Raw genomic sequence first — 16,296 nt, forward strand, 5'->3', positions numbered from 1 at the left:
AGGCGGGACGAGTGAGGGAAGGATGGCGCGAGGGGGGGCATATGTCAAGGAATATATTCCTCACACATCAATGCCCGACTGTGGAAAGGCGGCAGACCTGCGCCCGCAGCCCGATGCGATCGCGGCTCATCCGTTCTCCCGGCCGCAGCCGCAATCGCGAGGCGGGATCAGGTACGGCCGGGGGGCTTGTCTGGAGAACCGGACGAGCCGCGGTGCTGGTTCCCGAAGGTCCATGCGATCCCGGCTCGGCCCTGCGCGCCGGCCGGGATGACGGCGGGTGGTGAGGGAGGACGACCGTGATCGGGGAGTGCGTTTGGGAAGGGACGTCCGGAGATTGTGCGTCCGGGTTGGACCTTCGGATCGCCCGTCATCCTGACCGCAGCCGCAGCAGCAGCCGGGATCGATGCGTCGATCGGGGGCGGCGATGGAAGGGGCGGGATTGCTCCCGATGGGGTGATCGGCGACCATGGTCCCCAAGCTGGGATGCTTCCCGAAGCTGGGATGCCACCAAAAGGCCGGATATCCCCCAAAAAGGTCGGGATGTCTCCGATCCCGGCTCGATCCCGGCCCCGCGTTCCGCCTGGAATTTCGGTGCGTGGCCGGGGCGGGTGGACATCGCGACCGGTGGCGATCGGCCTCGCATTCCACTTGCATGGCCGGCAGGATAGCTGTCAGGGCCGCGTCCTTCGTTCTTTCCTCGACCGGCTTAACCCGGTGTCAACCAAGTCGCGCCATTCTCCCTTTCATGACGCGCGGCGTATCCTGGTTTATCGTAGCCCCGCTCGTCCTTCTGGGGCTCTCCGCCTGCCGGTTCTCGCTGTTCGAACAGCGGGAAGCCTGGCGCTCGGAGGCCGAGGAACGGTGTCTGGCGGAGGGTCTGGTGAGGCCCTCCGCCTACACCGTCCCGATGCGGGAGATCGACGGGGCTGGCACCTGCGGCATGGATCACCCCTTCAAGGTGCTGGGGGTGGACCAGGGCCGCGTGCAGGTGACGCCCGCCGCGACACTCGCCTGCCCCGCCACCGCCGCGGTCGACCGCTGGGTAACCGACACGGTGCAGCCCGCCGCCATGGCGTGGTTCGGCCAGCCGGTGGTGCAGATCAAGCAGATGTCCTCCTATTCCTGCCGCAACATGAATGGCGCGGCGACCGGCAAGACCTCCGAACATGCCTATGGCAATGCGCTCGATGTCGGCGGTTTCGTGCTGGCCGACGGGCGGCAGGTCATCGTCCAGACCGGCTGGAAGGGCGCAGTCGACGAGCAGGGCTTCCTGCGCACCGTGCAGGCAACCGCCTGCGAGCGCTTCACCACCGTGCTGGCGCCGGGCTCGAACATCTATCATTACAACCACATCCATGTGGACCTGATGCGCCACAAGGGCAGCAGCATCTGCAAGCCCGGGCCGGTGATGCCGCGCCCGCCCATGATCGCGGCGCCGATGACGCCGCCTGCGGGTTCCGGGATGCCCGTTCCGCTCCCGGCGGCCGCCACCATGGGCGCGCCCGTGCGGCAGCAGGCGCAGCCTTATCCCGGCGGCCCCGCCGAGATTCCGCCCGGCGATGGCGACGATTCCGATATTGGAGCGCAGCCCTCCTACGGCGCGCCGCCGCCGCCCCAGCCCACCTACAGCGCGCCGGCTGCGCAGGGCTATCCGCCCGCGCCCAACGCTCCGGCAACCGGCTATCCCGCACGCAACCCCTATCCGCCGGCGGGAGGCTATGTGCCGCCGAAGCAGGCGCCTGCCCCCGCCGTGCGCCCGATGCCGAACGGCGTGCCGCTGCCGCCCTCGGGCATTCCGATGGTGCGCCGCCAGCCGACCGATCCGCTGGTGACCGGCTCGGTCGCCGCAAACAGGACGCGCAGCTATGCGCAGGAATCGCCGGCGGAGCGGCCGGCGCGCAAGCCGTGGAGCTTCATCACCCCGATCGAGCCGCCGAGCGCGGTGGCGGGCGAGGACTGAGCGCCGCTCAGTCGAGCACGCTGTCGAGCCCCCGCTTCACCCCGGCCCAGCCGGAGACCCGGCGTGCCGCGAGCAGAGTGCCGGCGACATAAGGTGTCGCCGACGCACCGGCATCGTGGCGGATGAGGAGGCGCTCGTCCGGCGCACCGAGGATCGCCTCGATCGAGAACACGAAGGACGGCATCCGCACCGAATGCACGCGCACCTCGCGCGCGCCTTCGCCGACCCCGCCGCCGCGGCATTCCTTCAGGCCGACGACCTCGTCCACCGGCACGCTGGTGGCCGGGCGGCGGATGTCGGACAGCGCCTCGGCCAGCTCGCGGGCGGAGCCGGAGGGCGCGTCGGGCTTGCCCTCGAAGGCGTAGTCGATGACCTCGACGTCATCGACATATTTCGCCGCCTCAAGAGCGAAGCGCTTCATCAGCGTGGCGGTGATCGAGTAATTGCCCGCGGCATGGACGCCGAGGCCCTTTTCGCGGGCACGGGCGTCGATCTCGGCATAATCCGCTGCGTCGAGACCGGAGGTGCCGACCACGACATGGAGCCCGGCATCGAGGCCGGCGAGGACGTGGGCTTTCGCGAGATCGGCGCGGGTGTAGTCGATCAGCACGTCGGCCGGGACCTTCAGGGCCTCATCGAGGCTGCCGGAGATGAGGAGGCCGGCGGGCGCGCCGCCCAGCGCCTCGCCGATGTCGCGCCCGGCGGCGGTGCGGGCCACGGCGGCGACGAGGGTGAGGTCCGGCGCGGCGAGGATGGCGCGGGCGAGCGCGGCGCCGGTCCAGCCGGTGGCGCCGGACAGAATGATGCGAAGGGTCATGGGAGTTCCTCGTGGCGGGCCGTCTCGTCGGCATCTGCGCGTTGCAGCGGTCCGGTCACGTTGCAACGGACGTGCCGGGCGTCGCCAGGGCGCGCATCATCGGCCCGGCACATCCGTCAGGCCGTCAGGCACGGCCGAGACCGGGCAGCCACATCTTTTCGACGTGCCGGCGATTCCGGCTCCGGGGATGGCGCGAGGCGGAGGCGCCGACCACGTTCTTAGTCGGCAAAGATACCGCTCAATCGAGTCGACCCCGAATGGGGTTCGTCCGGACGGCGGTCGCGCGGAAGCGCTTGCCCGGCCGGGATGCGGAGAGGTGCCAGCCGGCCTGTAAGCCGGGTTTTGTAGGGCGGGATCGCTCCCGCGTGACGGCCATTCCTCTGGGACGCCAATTGCTTGGCGCCTCGAGCAGTCAACCCGGGCGGCTGTCCGAAGACGGGACCTGAAGCGTAAGCTTCGCGCCACCCCTATACGACTTTGCTCCCGGTGGGGTTTGCCGTGCCGCTTCCGTTGCCGGCCGCGCGGTGCGCTCTTACCGCACCGTTTCACCCTTGCCGCGGGCGGACCCGCGGCGGTCTGATTTCTGTGGCACTTTCCCTAGGGTTACCCCCGCCGGACGTTATCCGGCACCGTGTCTCCGTGGAGCCCGGACTTTCCTCGGCGCCCGGTAGGGCGACGCGGCCGTCCGGCCGGCTGGCGGGCGAGCAATGGGCGAGATGGCCCGCGGCGTCAAGCCCGTGAACGCCGCCGGCGGGCCCGCGCCTGTGCAAGGCGGGGATGGGATGCCTCAGTTCGCGGCCATGATGGTGCGTGCCTTGGCGCAATAGGCGCGGGCGGCGCCGGACATGCGGGTGGCGCCGTGGCCGCCCTGGTAGCGCATGACGGTGCCGCAGGTGTCACCGCCGGCCAGGCGATAGGCCCCGGCGAGGTAGCGCATGCCCCAGCGGATGTTGGTGGCGGGTTCGTAAAGCGCCTTGCGGGTGCCGCGATAGCCCATGCCGCGCGCGGTCGGCGCCTTGATCTGCATGAGGCCGACCTCGCCGGCCGAACCGGTCATGCGCGGGTTCCAGCCGCTTTCGATGCGTACCACGGCGCGGGCGAGGGCGACGGGCACCCCATTGGCGCGCGCCTCGCGTGCGACGATCGCCTCGACGGAGGAGCCGGTCGCGGCTTTGGCCGAGGTGTCGGGTTGTTTGCTGTCGTCATCGCTGATCTGATTGACGGGCATGCGTGTATTTGGCGTTTCTGATTTCGCGAAAGCGATGTTTCCTCCCAGCAGGATGAAGAAAAGTGCCGCAAGGAAAGAAGAACCGGAAATCTTTAACGTCATTCGGGGGTAGGCCTTCGAGCTGTTGGTCCGATAGGCCGGCTTTTGATCGTCTCACCGTGGCTCGAATGAGGCTCGATTTGGTGCGTATCCGGGAAATACGATGGCACGCCACGTCGGAAGGGTTAGGAGAAGGTTAACCATGCAGGGCGGAACGGCCTGTCCGCGACGTCAGCGATTCCGCATGGGCCAACTCCGGCCGGGCCTGTCACCGGCTGTTTTCAGCCCTCCGCCCCAACGTCCGCACCCCGGCTGCGGCAAAGGCGATAGAGCGTCGCCAGGGTGGAGACGTCGGCGATGCCGTCGACGCGCGCGCGGCGGAAATGGCGCTGGAAGGCGGTGACGACCTCTTCGGTCCGGGCGCAGAAGGAGCCGTTCACCGGCACGTCATAGCCATAGAAGGCGAGCATGGCCTGCAGCGCCTCGATCGGCTGGCCGTGCTCGCCGCGCATGAAATAGCGTCCGTCGCTGGCCGGTTCCTCCGCGACCAGATGGCCGACGCCGTGTCGGTGCAGCACTTCCCACGGGAAGATCTCGCCGGGATCCTGCTTGCGTCCCGGCGCGACGTCGGAATGGGCGAGCACGCGCTCCGGCGCGATCCTCCGGCGGATCACGATGTCGACGGCCAGCGCCGTCACCGCCTCGATCTGCCGGTCGGGAAAAGGCGGTGCGCCGAAATCATGGCCTGGATTGGCGATCTCGATGCCGATGGACAGGGAATTGATGTCCCGCGCGCCGGCCCAGCAGGAGGCCCCGGCATGCCAGGCCCGCCGTGCTTCCGGCACGAGCTGGAGAATGGTGCCGTCCTCCCGTACCACGTAATGCGCGGAGACCTGCCGTTCGGGATCGCGCAGCCAGGCGATGGCCTCGTCGGTCGATTCCATGCCGGTGTAGTGCAGCACCAGCATATCCGGCCCCTCCACGCCGAGGCGCGCGCCGTGATTGGGCGAAGGCAGGATAGCGGACACCATCCGGCTGTCGGCCGGAAAGGCGGAAGCGGGGGCGGCGGGATCGGACGACGGCATGGGTGGCTCACTGCCGGAGGGACGGGTGCGTTGGGAACGGACAGGATAGCGAAATCCCTGCCGCAACGGGCGGCTGGCCGGCGACGGCGGGGGATAAAGCGGACCTGCCCCAGCGGCGGCGCGGCATCGGGCGCGATGCGGCGGCGGCCGGCGCCCGGTTCAACCGAATCTTAAGGTTCAGAGAGCGTTAATGCGGACAGTTGGCGAGGGATTCGGGGCGCATGGCGCAACGGCATCTCCGCTCGTGATTTCATTGACGCCCATCATATCCCATGGTATCCCAATTCATCCCGTTTCATGAGTTCGAACGACAGGGCAGGGCGCTCCCGGCGGCCGGTCTGCGCGCGAATCATGCCGGGTCCATGAGGGGGGAGAACCGGCCGCGCGATGGATCGCTTCGTCTCGACCTATCAGGCACGGCTGGATGCAAAGGGGCGCATCTCCGTTCCGGCCGGCTGGCGCGCGCTGATCGCACGCGACGGGCTGGAGCACCTGTATTGCCACCCGGCGCTGGACCTTCCGGCGCTGGAGGCCGGCGGACAGGCGCTGATGGCGGGAATCGACGCGCTGGTGGAACGCTATCCTCCCTATTCGCAGGCCCGCGAGGAGCTCGCTTCGGCGCTCTATGGCGGCATCGAGACGCTGAAGATGGACCCCGAGGGGCGCGTCATCCTCAGCGAGCGGCTCAGGGCCCATGCCGCGATCCGGGACGAGATCGCGCTGGTGGGGCTGGGGCGGAGTTTTCGGATCTGGGAGCCGGAACGCTTCCGGGCCTATCTGGCGGAGGCCACCGCCAAGGTACGTGCCCTGAGGCAGACGCAAGGCGACCAGCAGGCGACGCGGTAGGCCCGCGCAAAGGAGGCAGGATGGCGGGTCGCGGTGATCCGGAAACGGAAACCGCCGGCGGACCGGCCCGACATCTGCCGGTGATGCTGCGGGAAGTCGTCGCCCATCTGGCGCCGAAGGATGACGCGACCTATGTCGACGGCACCTTCGGCGCCGGAGGCTATTCGCGCGCCATCCTGGAGGCGGCGCGGTGCCGGGTCATCGGCATCGACCGCGACCCCACCGCCATCGCGGGCGCGGGCGGGCTGGTGCTGGCCTGGCCGGAGCGGCTGGTGGTGGTGGAGGACGAGTTCGCCCATCTCGACCAGGTGGCCGCCATGCAGGGCGCGCCGCAGGTCGACGGCGTGGTGCTCGACATCGGCGTGTCCTCCATGCAGCTCGACCAGGGTGAACGCGGCTTCTCCTTCCGCCGCGAAGGCCCGCTCGACATGCGCATGGCGCGGTCCGGGCTTTCAGCCGCCGATCTGGTGAACGCCCTGCCCGAGGCGGAACTCGCCAATCTCATCTACCGCTTCGGCGAAGAGCGGCAGTCGCGCAACATCGCCCGCGCCATCGTCAAGGCGCGGGCCGACGCGCCGGTCACCACGACGCTCCGGCTCGCCGAGATCGTGGCGGGCGTGGTGTGGGCCAAGCCCCACGAGCCGCACCCCGCCACCCGCACCTTCCAGGCGCTGCGCATCGCGGTGAATGACGAGCTCGGCCAGCTCGCCCGGGCGCTGGGCGCCGCCGAGCGGGTGCTGAAGCCCGGCGGGCGGCTGGTGGTCGTGACCTTCCATTCGCTGGAAGACCGCATCGTGAAGAACTTCCTCAATGCCCGGGCGAAACCCGCGGCGGGCTCGCGCCATCTGCCGGCGGTGAAGCAGGAGCCGCCGAGCTTCCGCCTCGTCGCGCGCGGGGCGGTGGAGCCGTCGGAGGCGGAGATCGCGGCCAATCCGCGGGCCCGTTCCGCCAAGCTGCGCGCCGCCGAGCGGCTCGACGTTCCCGCGCGCGACATCGCCGATCTCGCCGCACTGCTGCCGCCACTCCCCGATCCCGACGCCCGGCGCTGAGGTTCGAACCATGTTCCGCATCCTCAACTTCGTCTCCGTCCTCGCGCTGCTCGCGGCGGCCGGCGCGGTCTATCAGGTGAAATATTCCTCGGCCTCCGAGGCGCAGAAGATCGCCAAGCTGCGCGACGACATCCGCGCCGAGCGGGACCGCATCGCCATCCTCAACGCCGAATGGGCCCGGCGCACCGCGCCGGATCGCATCCAGTCGCTGGCCGAGCACCACCTCGACATGCAGTCGCTCGATGTCGACCACATCGACACGCTGGACAAGCTGCCGGCCAAGACCGAGCACAGCGACGATGCCCTCGGCGGCATGATCGAGGCGCTGTCCGACGGGCCTATGGCGACCAGTTCCATCGGCAAGCTGCTGGCGGCCGACAAGGGTGCGGACAAGCCGCTGGCCTCCGGCGCGCATGTCGTCCGCCCCTCAGCCCCCATCATGGCGCAGCCGGTCGCGACCGCCCCGCTCGCGGTGCGTCCAACCCCCGCCCGTGCCGTGCCCGGCGCGCCGCTGCCGCTGTCCGCGCTGCCGTCCGCCGGGGTGATGGGCTCGGCCGGCAATGGCCTTCCGATTCCGGCGCCCGCCGGGCGCGCGCCGCTGGTGAGCGCGCCCGTGACCTCCGCGGTGCCGCTGCTTCCGCCCGGCATGATCGGCAACTGAGCGAGGGGATCGCGTGATGTTCAGCTCTCTGTCGAACCGTCTGGCCGCCCTCGGAGCCAGCCTGCGCCGGCTGCCCGGCTCTCTCGCCGCCTTCCTCGCGACGCTGCCGCAGCGCCTCTGGCGCTGGCTGCGCGACACTCTGCGCAACGCCTCCAATCGCGGCCGGCCGGAGCCCAATGCCGTTGCACGGGCCCGCATCGTGCTGTGCATGCTGGTGTTCGGCCTCGTCTATGCGACCATCGCCGGCCGGCTGGCCCTCTTCGCCTCCGCGTCCGACGGCCAGATCACCCGGCGCGTGGTGAATTCCGATGCCGTCGCCTCCGCCCGTCCGGACATCATCGACCGCCACGGCCTGGTGCTGGCCACCGACGTGAAGACCGCCTCGCTCTATGCCGAGCCGAAGCGGCTCATCGACGTCGACGAGGCCGTCGAGGCGCTCACCGCCGTGATGCCGGACCTCGATGCCCGCGAGATGCGCGAGCGGCTCGACACGAAGCGCGGCTTCGTCTGGCTGAAGCGCGAGATCACGCCGCAGCAGCAGCACGAGATCCACCGGCTCGGCCTGCCGGGCATCGGCTTCATGACCGAGAACCGCCGCGTCTATCCCGGCAACAGCCTTGCCGGCCATGTGCTCGGCTCGACCAATATCGACAATCAGGGCATTGCCGGCATCGAGAAATGGGTGGACGGCAGCGGTCTTGCCGAGCTGCACCTCGCCGGCCTCGCCACCGACCGGCAGCAGGCGCCGGTACAACTCGCGATGGACCTGCGCGTGCAGCAGGTGCTGCGCGACGAGCTGGTCACCGCCAAGGAGAAGTTCAAGGCGATTGCCGCGACCGGCACCGTGGTCGACGTGCGCTCCGGCGAGATCCTCGCCATGGTCTCGCTGCCCGATTTCGATGCCAACAAGCCCGCCGACGCGCTCGACCCCAAGAACCTCAACCGCATGACCACCGGCGTGTTCGAGATGGGCTCGACCTTCAAGGCGCTGACCTTCGCCATGGCGCTGGACAGCGGCAAGGTGACCCTCAACTCGATGATGGACGCCCGCGGCGCGCTGCAGTTCGGCCGCTTCAAGATCCACGATTACCACGCCCAGAACCGCATGCTGAGCGTGCCGGAGGTGTTCACCTGGTCCTCCAATATCGGCACCGCCCGCATGGCGCTGATGTGCGGGGTCGAGGCGCACAAGGCGTTCCTGAGGAAGATGGGCCAACTCGACCGGCTGCGTACCGAGCTGCCGGAGAGCGCCGCGCCCATCGTGCCGCGCAACTGGGGCGAGCTGAACACCGCGACCATCGCCTTCGGCCACGGCCTGGCGGTCGCCCCGCTGCAGGCGGTGATGGCGGTGAACGCCCTCGTCAATGGCGGCTGGCTGATTCCGCCGACCTTCATGAAGCGCACGCCGGACGAGGTCGAGAAGCTCGCCACCCGCGTCATCAAGCCGGAGACCAGCGCCAAGCTGCGCTACCTGCTGCGGCTGAACGCGGAGAAGGGCTCGGCCACCAAGATGAACGAGCTGGCGGGCGGCTATTATCCTGGCGGCAAGACCGGCACCGCCGAGAAGGTGATCAATGGTCGCTATTCCAAGACCCGGCTCCTGACCACCTTTACCGGCGTGTTCCCGATGGACGACCCGCACTACCTCGTGCTGGTCATCCTCGACGAGCCCCAGGCGGTGCCCGGCACCTACGGCTTCGCGACCGCCGGCTGGAATGCCGGCCCGACCACCGGCAAGGTCATCGCCCGGATCGCGCCGATGCTCGGCGAGATGCCGCGCACCAGCGTGCCGCCCGTCGAAAGCCTGCTGACGAGCTACAACAAGGTGGCGCAGGTTCCGTGACATGAGGTTGCCGTGACATGAGGGGGGCGACGGGAATCGGGGATCTGCCGGTACGCGGACCTTCCGCGCCGCGGCGTCCCCGTGCCGGAGATGCCGTCACCCCATTTTCGCCATCTGGACGACTATCCACCTCACGAGGATACGGGTTAAAGCCTGCGGCGCTTCGCGTCCGGCGGCGGAGCGGGGCGTCTCGCGCCGTCCTTGCCTTTTCGTTTTCGGGAGCGCCACGCCATGGCTGAGACCTCACCGCCGGATGGGCAGGCCGTCCGCCTGACGCTCGGCGCGCTCATCGGGGAGGATGCCGATTATGGCGGCTCCGACCGCGCCGCCCGCGTCGGCGCTCCGGTGCTCGACAGCCGCAAGGTCGCGCCCGGCGACGTGTTCTTCGCCCTTGCGGGCGCAAAACTGGACGGCGTTGCCTTCATCGCCGATGCGCTGGCGCGCGGGGCCTCCACCATCGTGGGTGAAGGCGATAAGCCGGCGGGAATCCCGTCCGGCGTCGCCTATGTGCGGGTCGGCAATGCGCGGCGGGCGGTCGCGCTGGCCGCCGCCCGCGCCTTTCCGCGCCAGCCGGGCGTGATCGCGGCCGTGACGGGAACGTCGGGCAAGACGTCCGTCGCCGCCTTCGCCCGACAGCTCTGGCAGGCCGCCGGCCATGCCAGCGCGAGCCTCGGCACGCTCGGCGTGGTGGCGCCCTCCGGCGCGGTCTATGGTTCGCTGACGACGCCCGACCCCATCGCCCTGCACCGCACCCTCGACGCGCTGGCCGGGGAGGGCGTGACACGGCTCTGCGTCGAGGCCTCCTCGCACGGGCTCGACCAGCACCGGCTCGACGGGGTGCGGCTGGCGGCGGGCGCCTTCACCAATCTCTCGCGCGACCATCTCGACTACCATCCGACCATGGACGCCTATCTCGCCGCCAAGATGCGGCTGTTCCGCGATCTGGTGCCGCGCGGGGGCGGGGCGGCGATCTGGGTGGACACGGCCGAGGGCGCGCACGTCGCCGATGTCGCGGCCGCGCAGGAGCTGAACGTGCTCGGCATCGGCACCACGGCCGCCGGGCTTGCCCTGATCGAGCGAGCCGACGAGGGGCTCGGCCAACGCGTCGTGATCGAACATGACGGCGTGCGGCGCGTGCTGCTGCTGCCGCTCGTCGGCGCGTTCCAGACCGCCAATGCGCTGGTCGCTGCCGGGCTTGCGCTGCTCACCGGTACGCCGACCGATGTGGTCTTTCCTGCGCTGGAGCGGCTGGACGGCGTGCCCGGTCGGCTGGAACTGGTGGGTCGGAAGACGAGCGGCGAGGGCGAGGCGGGGATCTTCGTCGACTACGCCCACAAGCCGGATGCGTTGGCCAATGCGCTCGCGGCGCTCAGGCCCTATGCGACGGGGCGGCTGGTCCTGGTGTTCGGCTGCGGCGGCGACCGCGACCGCGGCAAGCGCCCGCTGATGGGACGTATCGCGGCGGAGGCGGCCGATCTCGTCATCGTCACCGACGACAATCCGCGCAGCGAGGAGCCCGCCGCGATTCGCGCCGAGATCCTGGCCGCAGCACCCGGCGCGCGGGAGATCGGCGACCGTGGAGAGGCCATCCGCACCGCCATCGACCTACTGATGCCGGGCGACGTGCTGCTGATCGCCGGCAAGGGCCACGAGACGGGGCAGATCGTCGGCGCCGAGACCTTTCCCTTTTCCGACCGCGACTGCGCGCTCGAAGCCCTCGGGAGACATTGACCATGGCATCGAGCATCTCCGGGACGCCGGCCCCGCTCTGGACGCCGGCCGAACTCGCGGCTGCCACCGGCGGCACGCTGCGCGGTGCACCCGCCCCGGCGCTGTCCGGTGTGTCGATCGACACCCGCACGCTTGCGCGGGGCGATGTGTTCTTCGCCATTCGCGGCGAAAATTCGGACGGCCATGATTATGTCGCCGCCGCGCTCGGGCGTAAGGCGGGGCTCTGCGTGGTGAGCGCGGAAGGGCTCGAGAAGATCGTCGCTTCTCTGCCCGCCGGGGCGCCACTGCTGGTGGTGCCGGACGTTCTGGCGGGGCTGGAAGCGGCCGGTCGTGCCGCCCGCGCCCGCACGGCGGCAAGGATCGTCGCGGTGACCGGCTCGGTCGGCAAGACCACGACCAAGGAGGCGCTGCTGCTGGCGCTGGGAGCGGACGGGCCGACCCATGCCTCGGTCGCCTCCTACAACAACCATTGGGGCGTGCCGCTCTCGCTGGCGCGGATGCCGGCAGGTTCACGCTATGGCGTCTTCGAACTGGGCATGAACCATCCGGGCGAGATCACGCCGCTGAGCGCTCTGGTGCGCCCGCATGTCGCCATCGTCACCACCATCGAGCCCGTGCATCTCGGCCATTTCTCCGGGATCGAGGCGATCGCCGACGCCAAGGCGGAGATCTTCACCGGGGTCGAGCCGGGCGGGGCGGCGGTGCTGAACCGCGACAACCCGCATTTCGCGCGGCTCGCGGCGGCGGCGCGGGCGGCCGGCATCGAACGGATCATCGGTTTCGGCGAGGCGGAGGCGGCTGAAGCACGACTGGTCAATGTCGCGCTGCAGCCGGATTCGTCCACCGCCACCGCCGAGATCCTCGGCAAGACCGTGAGCTTCAAGGTCGGCCTGCCGGGCCGGCACATCGTGCAGAACGCGCTCGCCGTGCTGGCGGCGGCGAAACTCGCAGGCGCCGACCTCGCGCTCGCCGCCATCGCGCTCGGCTCGCTCGGCCCACCGCCCGGACGCGGCGTACGCACGGCGCTGGCGGTGAAGGGCGGGCAGGCGCTGCTGATCGACGAAAGCTACAACGCCAATCCGGCCTCGATGCGGGCGGCGCTCTCGGTGCTCGGCAACATGCCGGTCGGCCCGCGCGGGCGGCGCATCGCGGTGCTGGGCGACATGCTGGAACTGGGCGAGACCGGCCCGGCGCTCCATGCCGGGCTCGCCGGCGACGCGGGTCAGGCGAGCGACCTCGTCTTCTGCGCAGGCCCGCTGATGCGCGGGCTCTACGAGGCGCTGCCGGACAATCGCCGCGGCGGCTGGGCACCGGACTCGACCGCGCTGGCCCCGCTGGTGGCGGGGGCGCTGCGCGGCAGCGATGTGATCATGGTGAAGGGCTCCCTCGGCAGCCGGATGGGTCCGCTGGCCCGCTCGCTCATCGATGCCTATCGCGCCGACGGCGCGCGGACGGAAGGTTAGAAGAGATGTTGCAGTGGCTTGCCGAGCTTCAGGGGAGCGTGCCCGCGCTCAACGTGTTTCGCTACATCACCTTCCGCACCGGCGGGGCGATGATGACGGCGCTGCTCTTCGTCTTCATGTTCGGCCCGGCGATCATCTCGCTGCTGCGGCTGAAACAGGGCAAGGGACAGCCGATCCGAACCGACGGGCCGCAGTCGCACCTCATCACCAAGAAGGGCACGCCCACGATGGGCGGGCTGATGATCTTCTCCGGGCTGATGGTGGCGACGCTGCTCTGGGCGAACCTGTCCAACATCTATGTCTGGGTGGTGCTGTTCGTCACCCTCGGCTTCGGGCTTATCGGTTTCTATGACGACTATCTGAAGGTCACCAAGCAGACCCATAACGGCCTGTCCGGCCGCACCCGGCTCATGATCGAGGCGGTGATCGGCGGCATGGCGGCGGTGGTCATCATGCATGCCGGGCGGATGCCGCTGTCGAGTTCGCTCACCTTCCCGCTGTTCAAGGACCTCGTCATCGACCTCGGCTGGTTCTTCGTGGTGTTCGGAGCTTTCGTCGTGGTCGCCGCCGGCAATGCGGTGAACCTGACGGACGGCCTCGACGGCCTCGCCATCGTGCCGGTGATGGTGGCCGCCGGCAGCTTCGGCGTCATCTCCTACCTGTCGGGCAACGTGCTGTTCGCGGACTACCTCCAGATCCACTACGTCGCCGGCGTGGGCGAACTGGCGGTGATCTGCGGGGCACTGATCGGGGCGGGCATCGGCTTCCTGTGGTTCAACGCCCCGCCGGCGCAGATCTTCATGGGCGACACCGGCTCGCTGGCGCTGGGCGGCCTGCTCGGCACCATCGCGGTGGCCACCAAGCACGAGATCGTGCTGGCCATCATCGGTGGCCTCTTCGTGCTGGAGGCGGTGTCGGTGATCGTGCAGGTGATCTCCTTCAAGCTCACCGGCAAGCGCGTCTTCAAGATGGCGCCGATCCACCACCATTTCGAACAGCTCGGCTGGACCGAACCGCAGATCGTGATCCGCTTCTGGATCATCGCGGTGGTGCTGGCTCTGATCGGGCTCTCGACGCTGAAGCTGCGCTGAGGCGCGCGGACCGGCGAGCCACGCTCTGCAGCTTCACCGCCCCGGCACGGTCCGCAGCACCTTCTTCACATTGTCGGCGTGGACCTGCTCATAGGGCGCGCAATAGATCAGCGTGCCGTCGGTCAGGTCGCGGGCGATGAAGGTGGCGAGGTCCTGGTCGGCGAGCGCCAGATCGGCGTGGAGACGCAGCAGCTTCCGCACATAGCGCAGCGTGGCGTCGATCAGCTCCGGCCCGTAGCCGCCGGTGGCGATGATCTCCGGCGCGCCGTGATTGGGCAGGATGTGCCAGTAATCCCAGCCCTTCATGCGCTCCAGCTCGGCCACATGGACGGCGAGGCGGTCCGGCTCGGCGACATAGGTGACCGGGTCTTCCAGCGTGTCGCCCGCCAGCAGGAGGCCGCGATCCGGCAGCAGAAGCACCAGCCCATCGCGGCTGTGGATCTCAGCCGGCTCCAGGCGCACCGTCAGACGGCCGACCGTCAGCTCCGCCGGGCCCTCGATGATGCGGGTCGGCAGGATGAGCGGGCGGATCGGCGGGTCCCCGGCCTCCAGCTCCGCCCGGTGCGCGGCGAGCAACTCCGCCGTCACGTCGCGAGCGATGATCTCGCAATCGGCGAAGGCTTCGTTCCCCGCGACATGATCGTCGTGCCAGTGGCTGAGCACGACCGTGAAGCGCCGCACGCCGGCCGCTTCCAGCGTGCGGCGGATGATCCCGGCATGGTCGAGCGAGATGTGGGTGTCGTAGACGAGCGCGTCCTCGCCATCCACGATGGCGTAGGAGGCGCAGCCGAGGCCGTAGGCGCCGTCGTCGAGCCAGTTCGGCGCTTCGGACCACGCCCGCATGCCGGGAATCCGCCCGTCATAGAAGGCATAGACGGCGGGGTCCGGGCGCAGCACCCGCATCGTTGAACCCATCGCGATCGGCGGCATTGCGGTCTCCTCGTTCGGGCGAGCATACAGGCGGCGGCGGAGGCTGGAATACCGGCCCGCAAATACCGGCCCGCAAATACCGTCCCGTCGTGCCGCGCATTCCGCGCCGGGCGAAAATGGGTTAGCGAGGGAGCCATCTTCCGCTGGATCCGTCGTGCCATGATTCCCGTCACCTCCATGAAGGACTGCGCGGTCGCCCTGTTCGGGCTCGGCGGCTCCGGTCTTGCCACCGCGCGGGCGTTGATCGCCGGTGGCGCCGGGGTCACGGCCTTCGATGATTCGCCCGCCTCGGTGGAGAGGGCGGCGGGCGAAGGCATACCGACCGGCGACCTGCGCGATCTCGACTGGTCGGGCCTCGCCGCGCTGGTGCTGGCGCCCGGCGTGCCGCTGACCAACCCCGAGCCGCATTGGAGCGTGAAGCTCGCGGCGGCCGCCGGGGTGGAGGTGATCGGCGATGTCGAGCTTTTCTGTCGCGAACGCCGGCTGGCCCCGCGGCCTTCGCTGTTCGCCGCGATCACCGGCACGAACGGCAAGTCGACCACGACGGCATTGCTGGCACACCTGATGAAGGTCGGGGGGCGCGACGTGCAGATCGGCGGCAATTTCGGGCCGGCCATCCTGTCGCTGGATCCGCCGAAGGCGGGGCGGGTGCATATCGTCGAATGCTCATCCTACCAGATCGACCTCTCCCCGACGCTGGATCCCTCCGTCGGCGTCCTCCTCAATCTGTCGCCGGACCATCTCGACCGCCATGGCGACATGGACCACTACGCCGCGGTGAAGGAGCGGCTGGTGGCGGGCGTCGATGCCGGCGGCACGGCGGTGATCGGCGTGGATGACGCCTGGAGCGCCGCCATTGCGGACCGGGTCGAGGCGACGGGCCGGAAGGTGGTGCGCATCTCGGTGAAGCAGAAGCTGGCCGACGGCGTTTTCCTGGAGGACGGCGCGCTGGTGGCAAGCGAAGGCGGGGTGCGGGTGTTCACCCTGCCGCTCGCCGGCATCCAATCGCTGCGCGGCACCCATAACGCCCAGAACGCCGCCGCCGCCTTCGCGAGCGCCCGCGCGCTCGGCCTCGCGCCGGAGGTGATCGCGGTGGCGATGAAGGGCTTTCCCGGCCTCGCCCACCGCATGGAGCAGGTCCGCCGCATCGGCGAGGTGGTGTTCGTCAATGATTCGAAGGCCACCAATGCGGATGCCGCCGAACGGGCGCTGGCGAGCTTCGAGAACATCTACTGGATCGCCGGCGGCAAGCCCAAGGCCGGCGGGATCGCTGCGCTCGCTCCCTATTTCCCACGCATCCGCAAGAGCTACCTGATCGGCGTCGCCGCGCCGGACTTCGCCGCGACGCTGGGCGAAGCGCCTCACGAGATGAGCGGAACGCTCGATGCGGCGGTCGCGGCGGCGGCGCGGGATGCCGCGGCGGCGGGCGGACCGGCGGTGGTCCTGCTCTCCCCGGCCTGTGCCAGCTTCGACCAATTTCCGAACTTCGAGGTGCGTGGCGACCGCTTCCGCGCGATCGTGAACGCGCTACCATAGGTCAAGCTGACAACAGG

The 16,296-nt window shown here is 69.7% G+C and carries 13 protein-coding genes and 1 other RNA gene; 9 read left to right on the forward strand and 5 right to left on the reverse strand.

The genetic code is table 11. From position 1 onward, the window contains the following. Positions 1-745 precede the first annotated feature (745 nt). The gene (locus tag MWN34_RS14935; protein WP_281503038.1) at positions 746-1,960 is read left to right on the forward strand and encodes an extensin-like domain-containing protein; all 1,215 of its coding nucleotides are present in this window, start codon (positions 746-748) and stop codon (positions 1,958-1,960) included. A 7-nt stretch (positions 1,961-1,967) separates the two neighbouring features. Here MWN34_RS14935 and dapB read toward each other — a convergent pair whose 3' ends face one another. From dapB to MWN34_RS14955, 4 genes are all read right to left on the reverse strand, one after another. Then, on the reverse strand, positions 1,968-2,777 hold the full coding sequence (gene dapB, locus MWN34_RS14940) for a 4-hydroxy-tetrahydrodipicolinate reductase (RefSeq protein WP_247030113.1): 810 nt from the start codon (positions 2,775-2,777) through the stop codon (positions 1,968-1,970). A gap of 315 nt (positions 2,778-3,092) precedes the next feature. Next, an RNA gene (rnpB, locus tag MWN34_RS14945) (RNase P RNA component class A) lies at positions 3,093-3,474 on the reverse strand. A gap of 90 nt (positions 3,475-3,564) precedes the next feature. After that, on the reverse strand, positions 3,565-4,005 hold the full coding sequence (locus MWN34_RS14950) for a lytic transglycosylase domain-containing protein (RefSeq protein WP_247030114.1): 441 nt from the start codon (positions 4,003-4,005) through the stop codon (positions 3,565-3,567). Positions 4,006-4,325: 320 nt separating this feature from the next. After that, entirely contained in the window at positions 4,326-5,129 is an 804-nt protein-coding gene (locus MWN34_RS14955) for an N-acetylmuramoyl-L-alanine amidase (protein ID WP_247030115.1), read from the reverse strand. A gap of 387 nt (positions 5,130-5,516) precedes the next feature. Here MWN34_RS14955 and MWN34_RS14960 point away from each other — a divergent pair, with 387 nt between their 5' ends. The 7 genes from MWN34_RS14960 to mraY all read left to right on the forward strand — a co-directional run bounded on the left by MWN34_RS14960 (position 5,517) and on the right by mraY (position 13,813). Continuing rightward, the gene (locus MWN34_RS14960) at positions 5,517-5,975 is read left to right on the forward strand and encodes a division/cell wall cluster transcriptional repressor MraZ (RefSeq protein WP_247030116.1); all 459 of its coding nucleotides are present in this window, start codon (positions 5,517-5,519) and stop codon (positions 5,973-5,975) included. Between the two features lie 20 nt (positions 5,976-5,995). Further along, complete coding sequence (rsmH, locus tag MWN34_RS14965; RefSeq protein WP_247030117.1) at positions 5,996-7,024, forward strand: 16S rRNA (cytosine(1402)-N(4))-methyltransferase RsmH; 1,029 nt, start codon at positions 5,996-5,998, stop codon at positions 7,022-7,024. Between the two features lie 10 nt (positions 7,025-7,034). Continuing rightward, positions 7,035-7,685, forward strand: a complete 651-nt coding sequence (gene ftsL / locus MWN34_RS14970; protein WP_247030118.1) for a cell division protein FtsL — start codon at positions 7,035-7,037, stop codon at positions 7,683-7,685. Between the two features lie 16 nt (positions 7,686-7,701). Beyond that, complete coding sequence (locus MWN34_RS14975; protein WP_247030119.1) at positions 7,702-9,528, forward strand: peptidoglycan D,D-transpeptidase FtsI family protein; 1,827 nt, start codon at positions 7,702-7,704, stop codon at positions 9,526-9,528. A 231-nt stretch (positions 9,529-9,759) separates the two neighbouring features. Further along, positions 9,760-11,259: a UDP-N-acetylmuramoyl-L-alanyl-D-glutamate--2,6-diaminopimelate ligase gene (locus tag MWN34_RS14980; protein WP_247030120.1), complete on the forward strand. Its 1,500-nt coding sequence runs from the start codon at positions 9,760-9,762 to the stop codon at positions 11,257-11,259. A gap of 2 nt (positions 11,260-11,261) precedes the next feature. Further along, positions 11,262-12,722, forward strand: a complete 1,461-nt coding sequence (locus MWN34_RS14985) for a UDP-N-acetylmuramoylalanyl-D-glutamyl-2,6-diaminopimelate--D-alanyl-D-alanine ligase (protein ID WP_247030121.1) — start codon at positions 11,262-11,264, stop codon at positions 12,720-12,722. Positions 12,723-12,727: 5 nt separating this feature from the next. Next, on the forward strand, positions 12,728-13,813 hold the full coding sequence (mraY, locus tag MWN34_RS14990; RefSeq protein ID WP_247030122.1) for a phospho-N-acetylmuramoyl-pentapeptide-transferase: 1,086 nt from the start codon (positions 12,728-12,730) through the stop codon (positions 13,811-13,813). Between the two features lie 33 nt (positions 13,814-13,846). On the opposite strand, the gene MWN34_RS14995 is transcribed toward mraY, so the two are convergent. Continuing rightward, entirely contained in the window at positions 13,847-14,743 is an 897-nt protein-coding gene (locus tag MWN34_RS14995) for an MBL fold metallo-hydrolase (RefSeq protein ID WP_247030123.1), read from the reverse strand. Positions 14,744-14,902: 159 nt separating this feature from the next. Here MWN34_RS14995 and murD point away from each other — a divergent pair, with 159 nt between their 5' ends. After that, positions 14,903-16,279 (forward strand): UDP-N-acetylmuramoyl-L-alanine--D-glutamate ligase, encoded by a 1,377-nt coding sequence (murD, locus tag MWN34_RS15000; protein ID WP_247030124.1) that lies wholly within the window; start codon positions 14,903-14,905, stop codon positions 16,277-16,279. Positions 16,280-16,296 lie beyond the last annotated feature (17 nt).

It is taken from the genome of Ancylobacter crimeensis (assembly GCF_023016805.1).
In the GTDB taxonomy this organism is placed as follows: Bacteria; Pseudomonadota; Alphaproteobacteria; order Rhizobiales; family Xanthobacteraceae; genus Ancylobacter; species Ancylobacter crimeensis.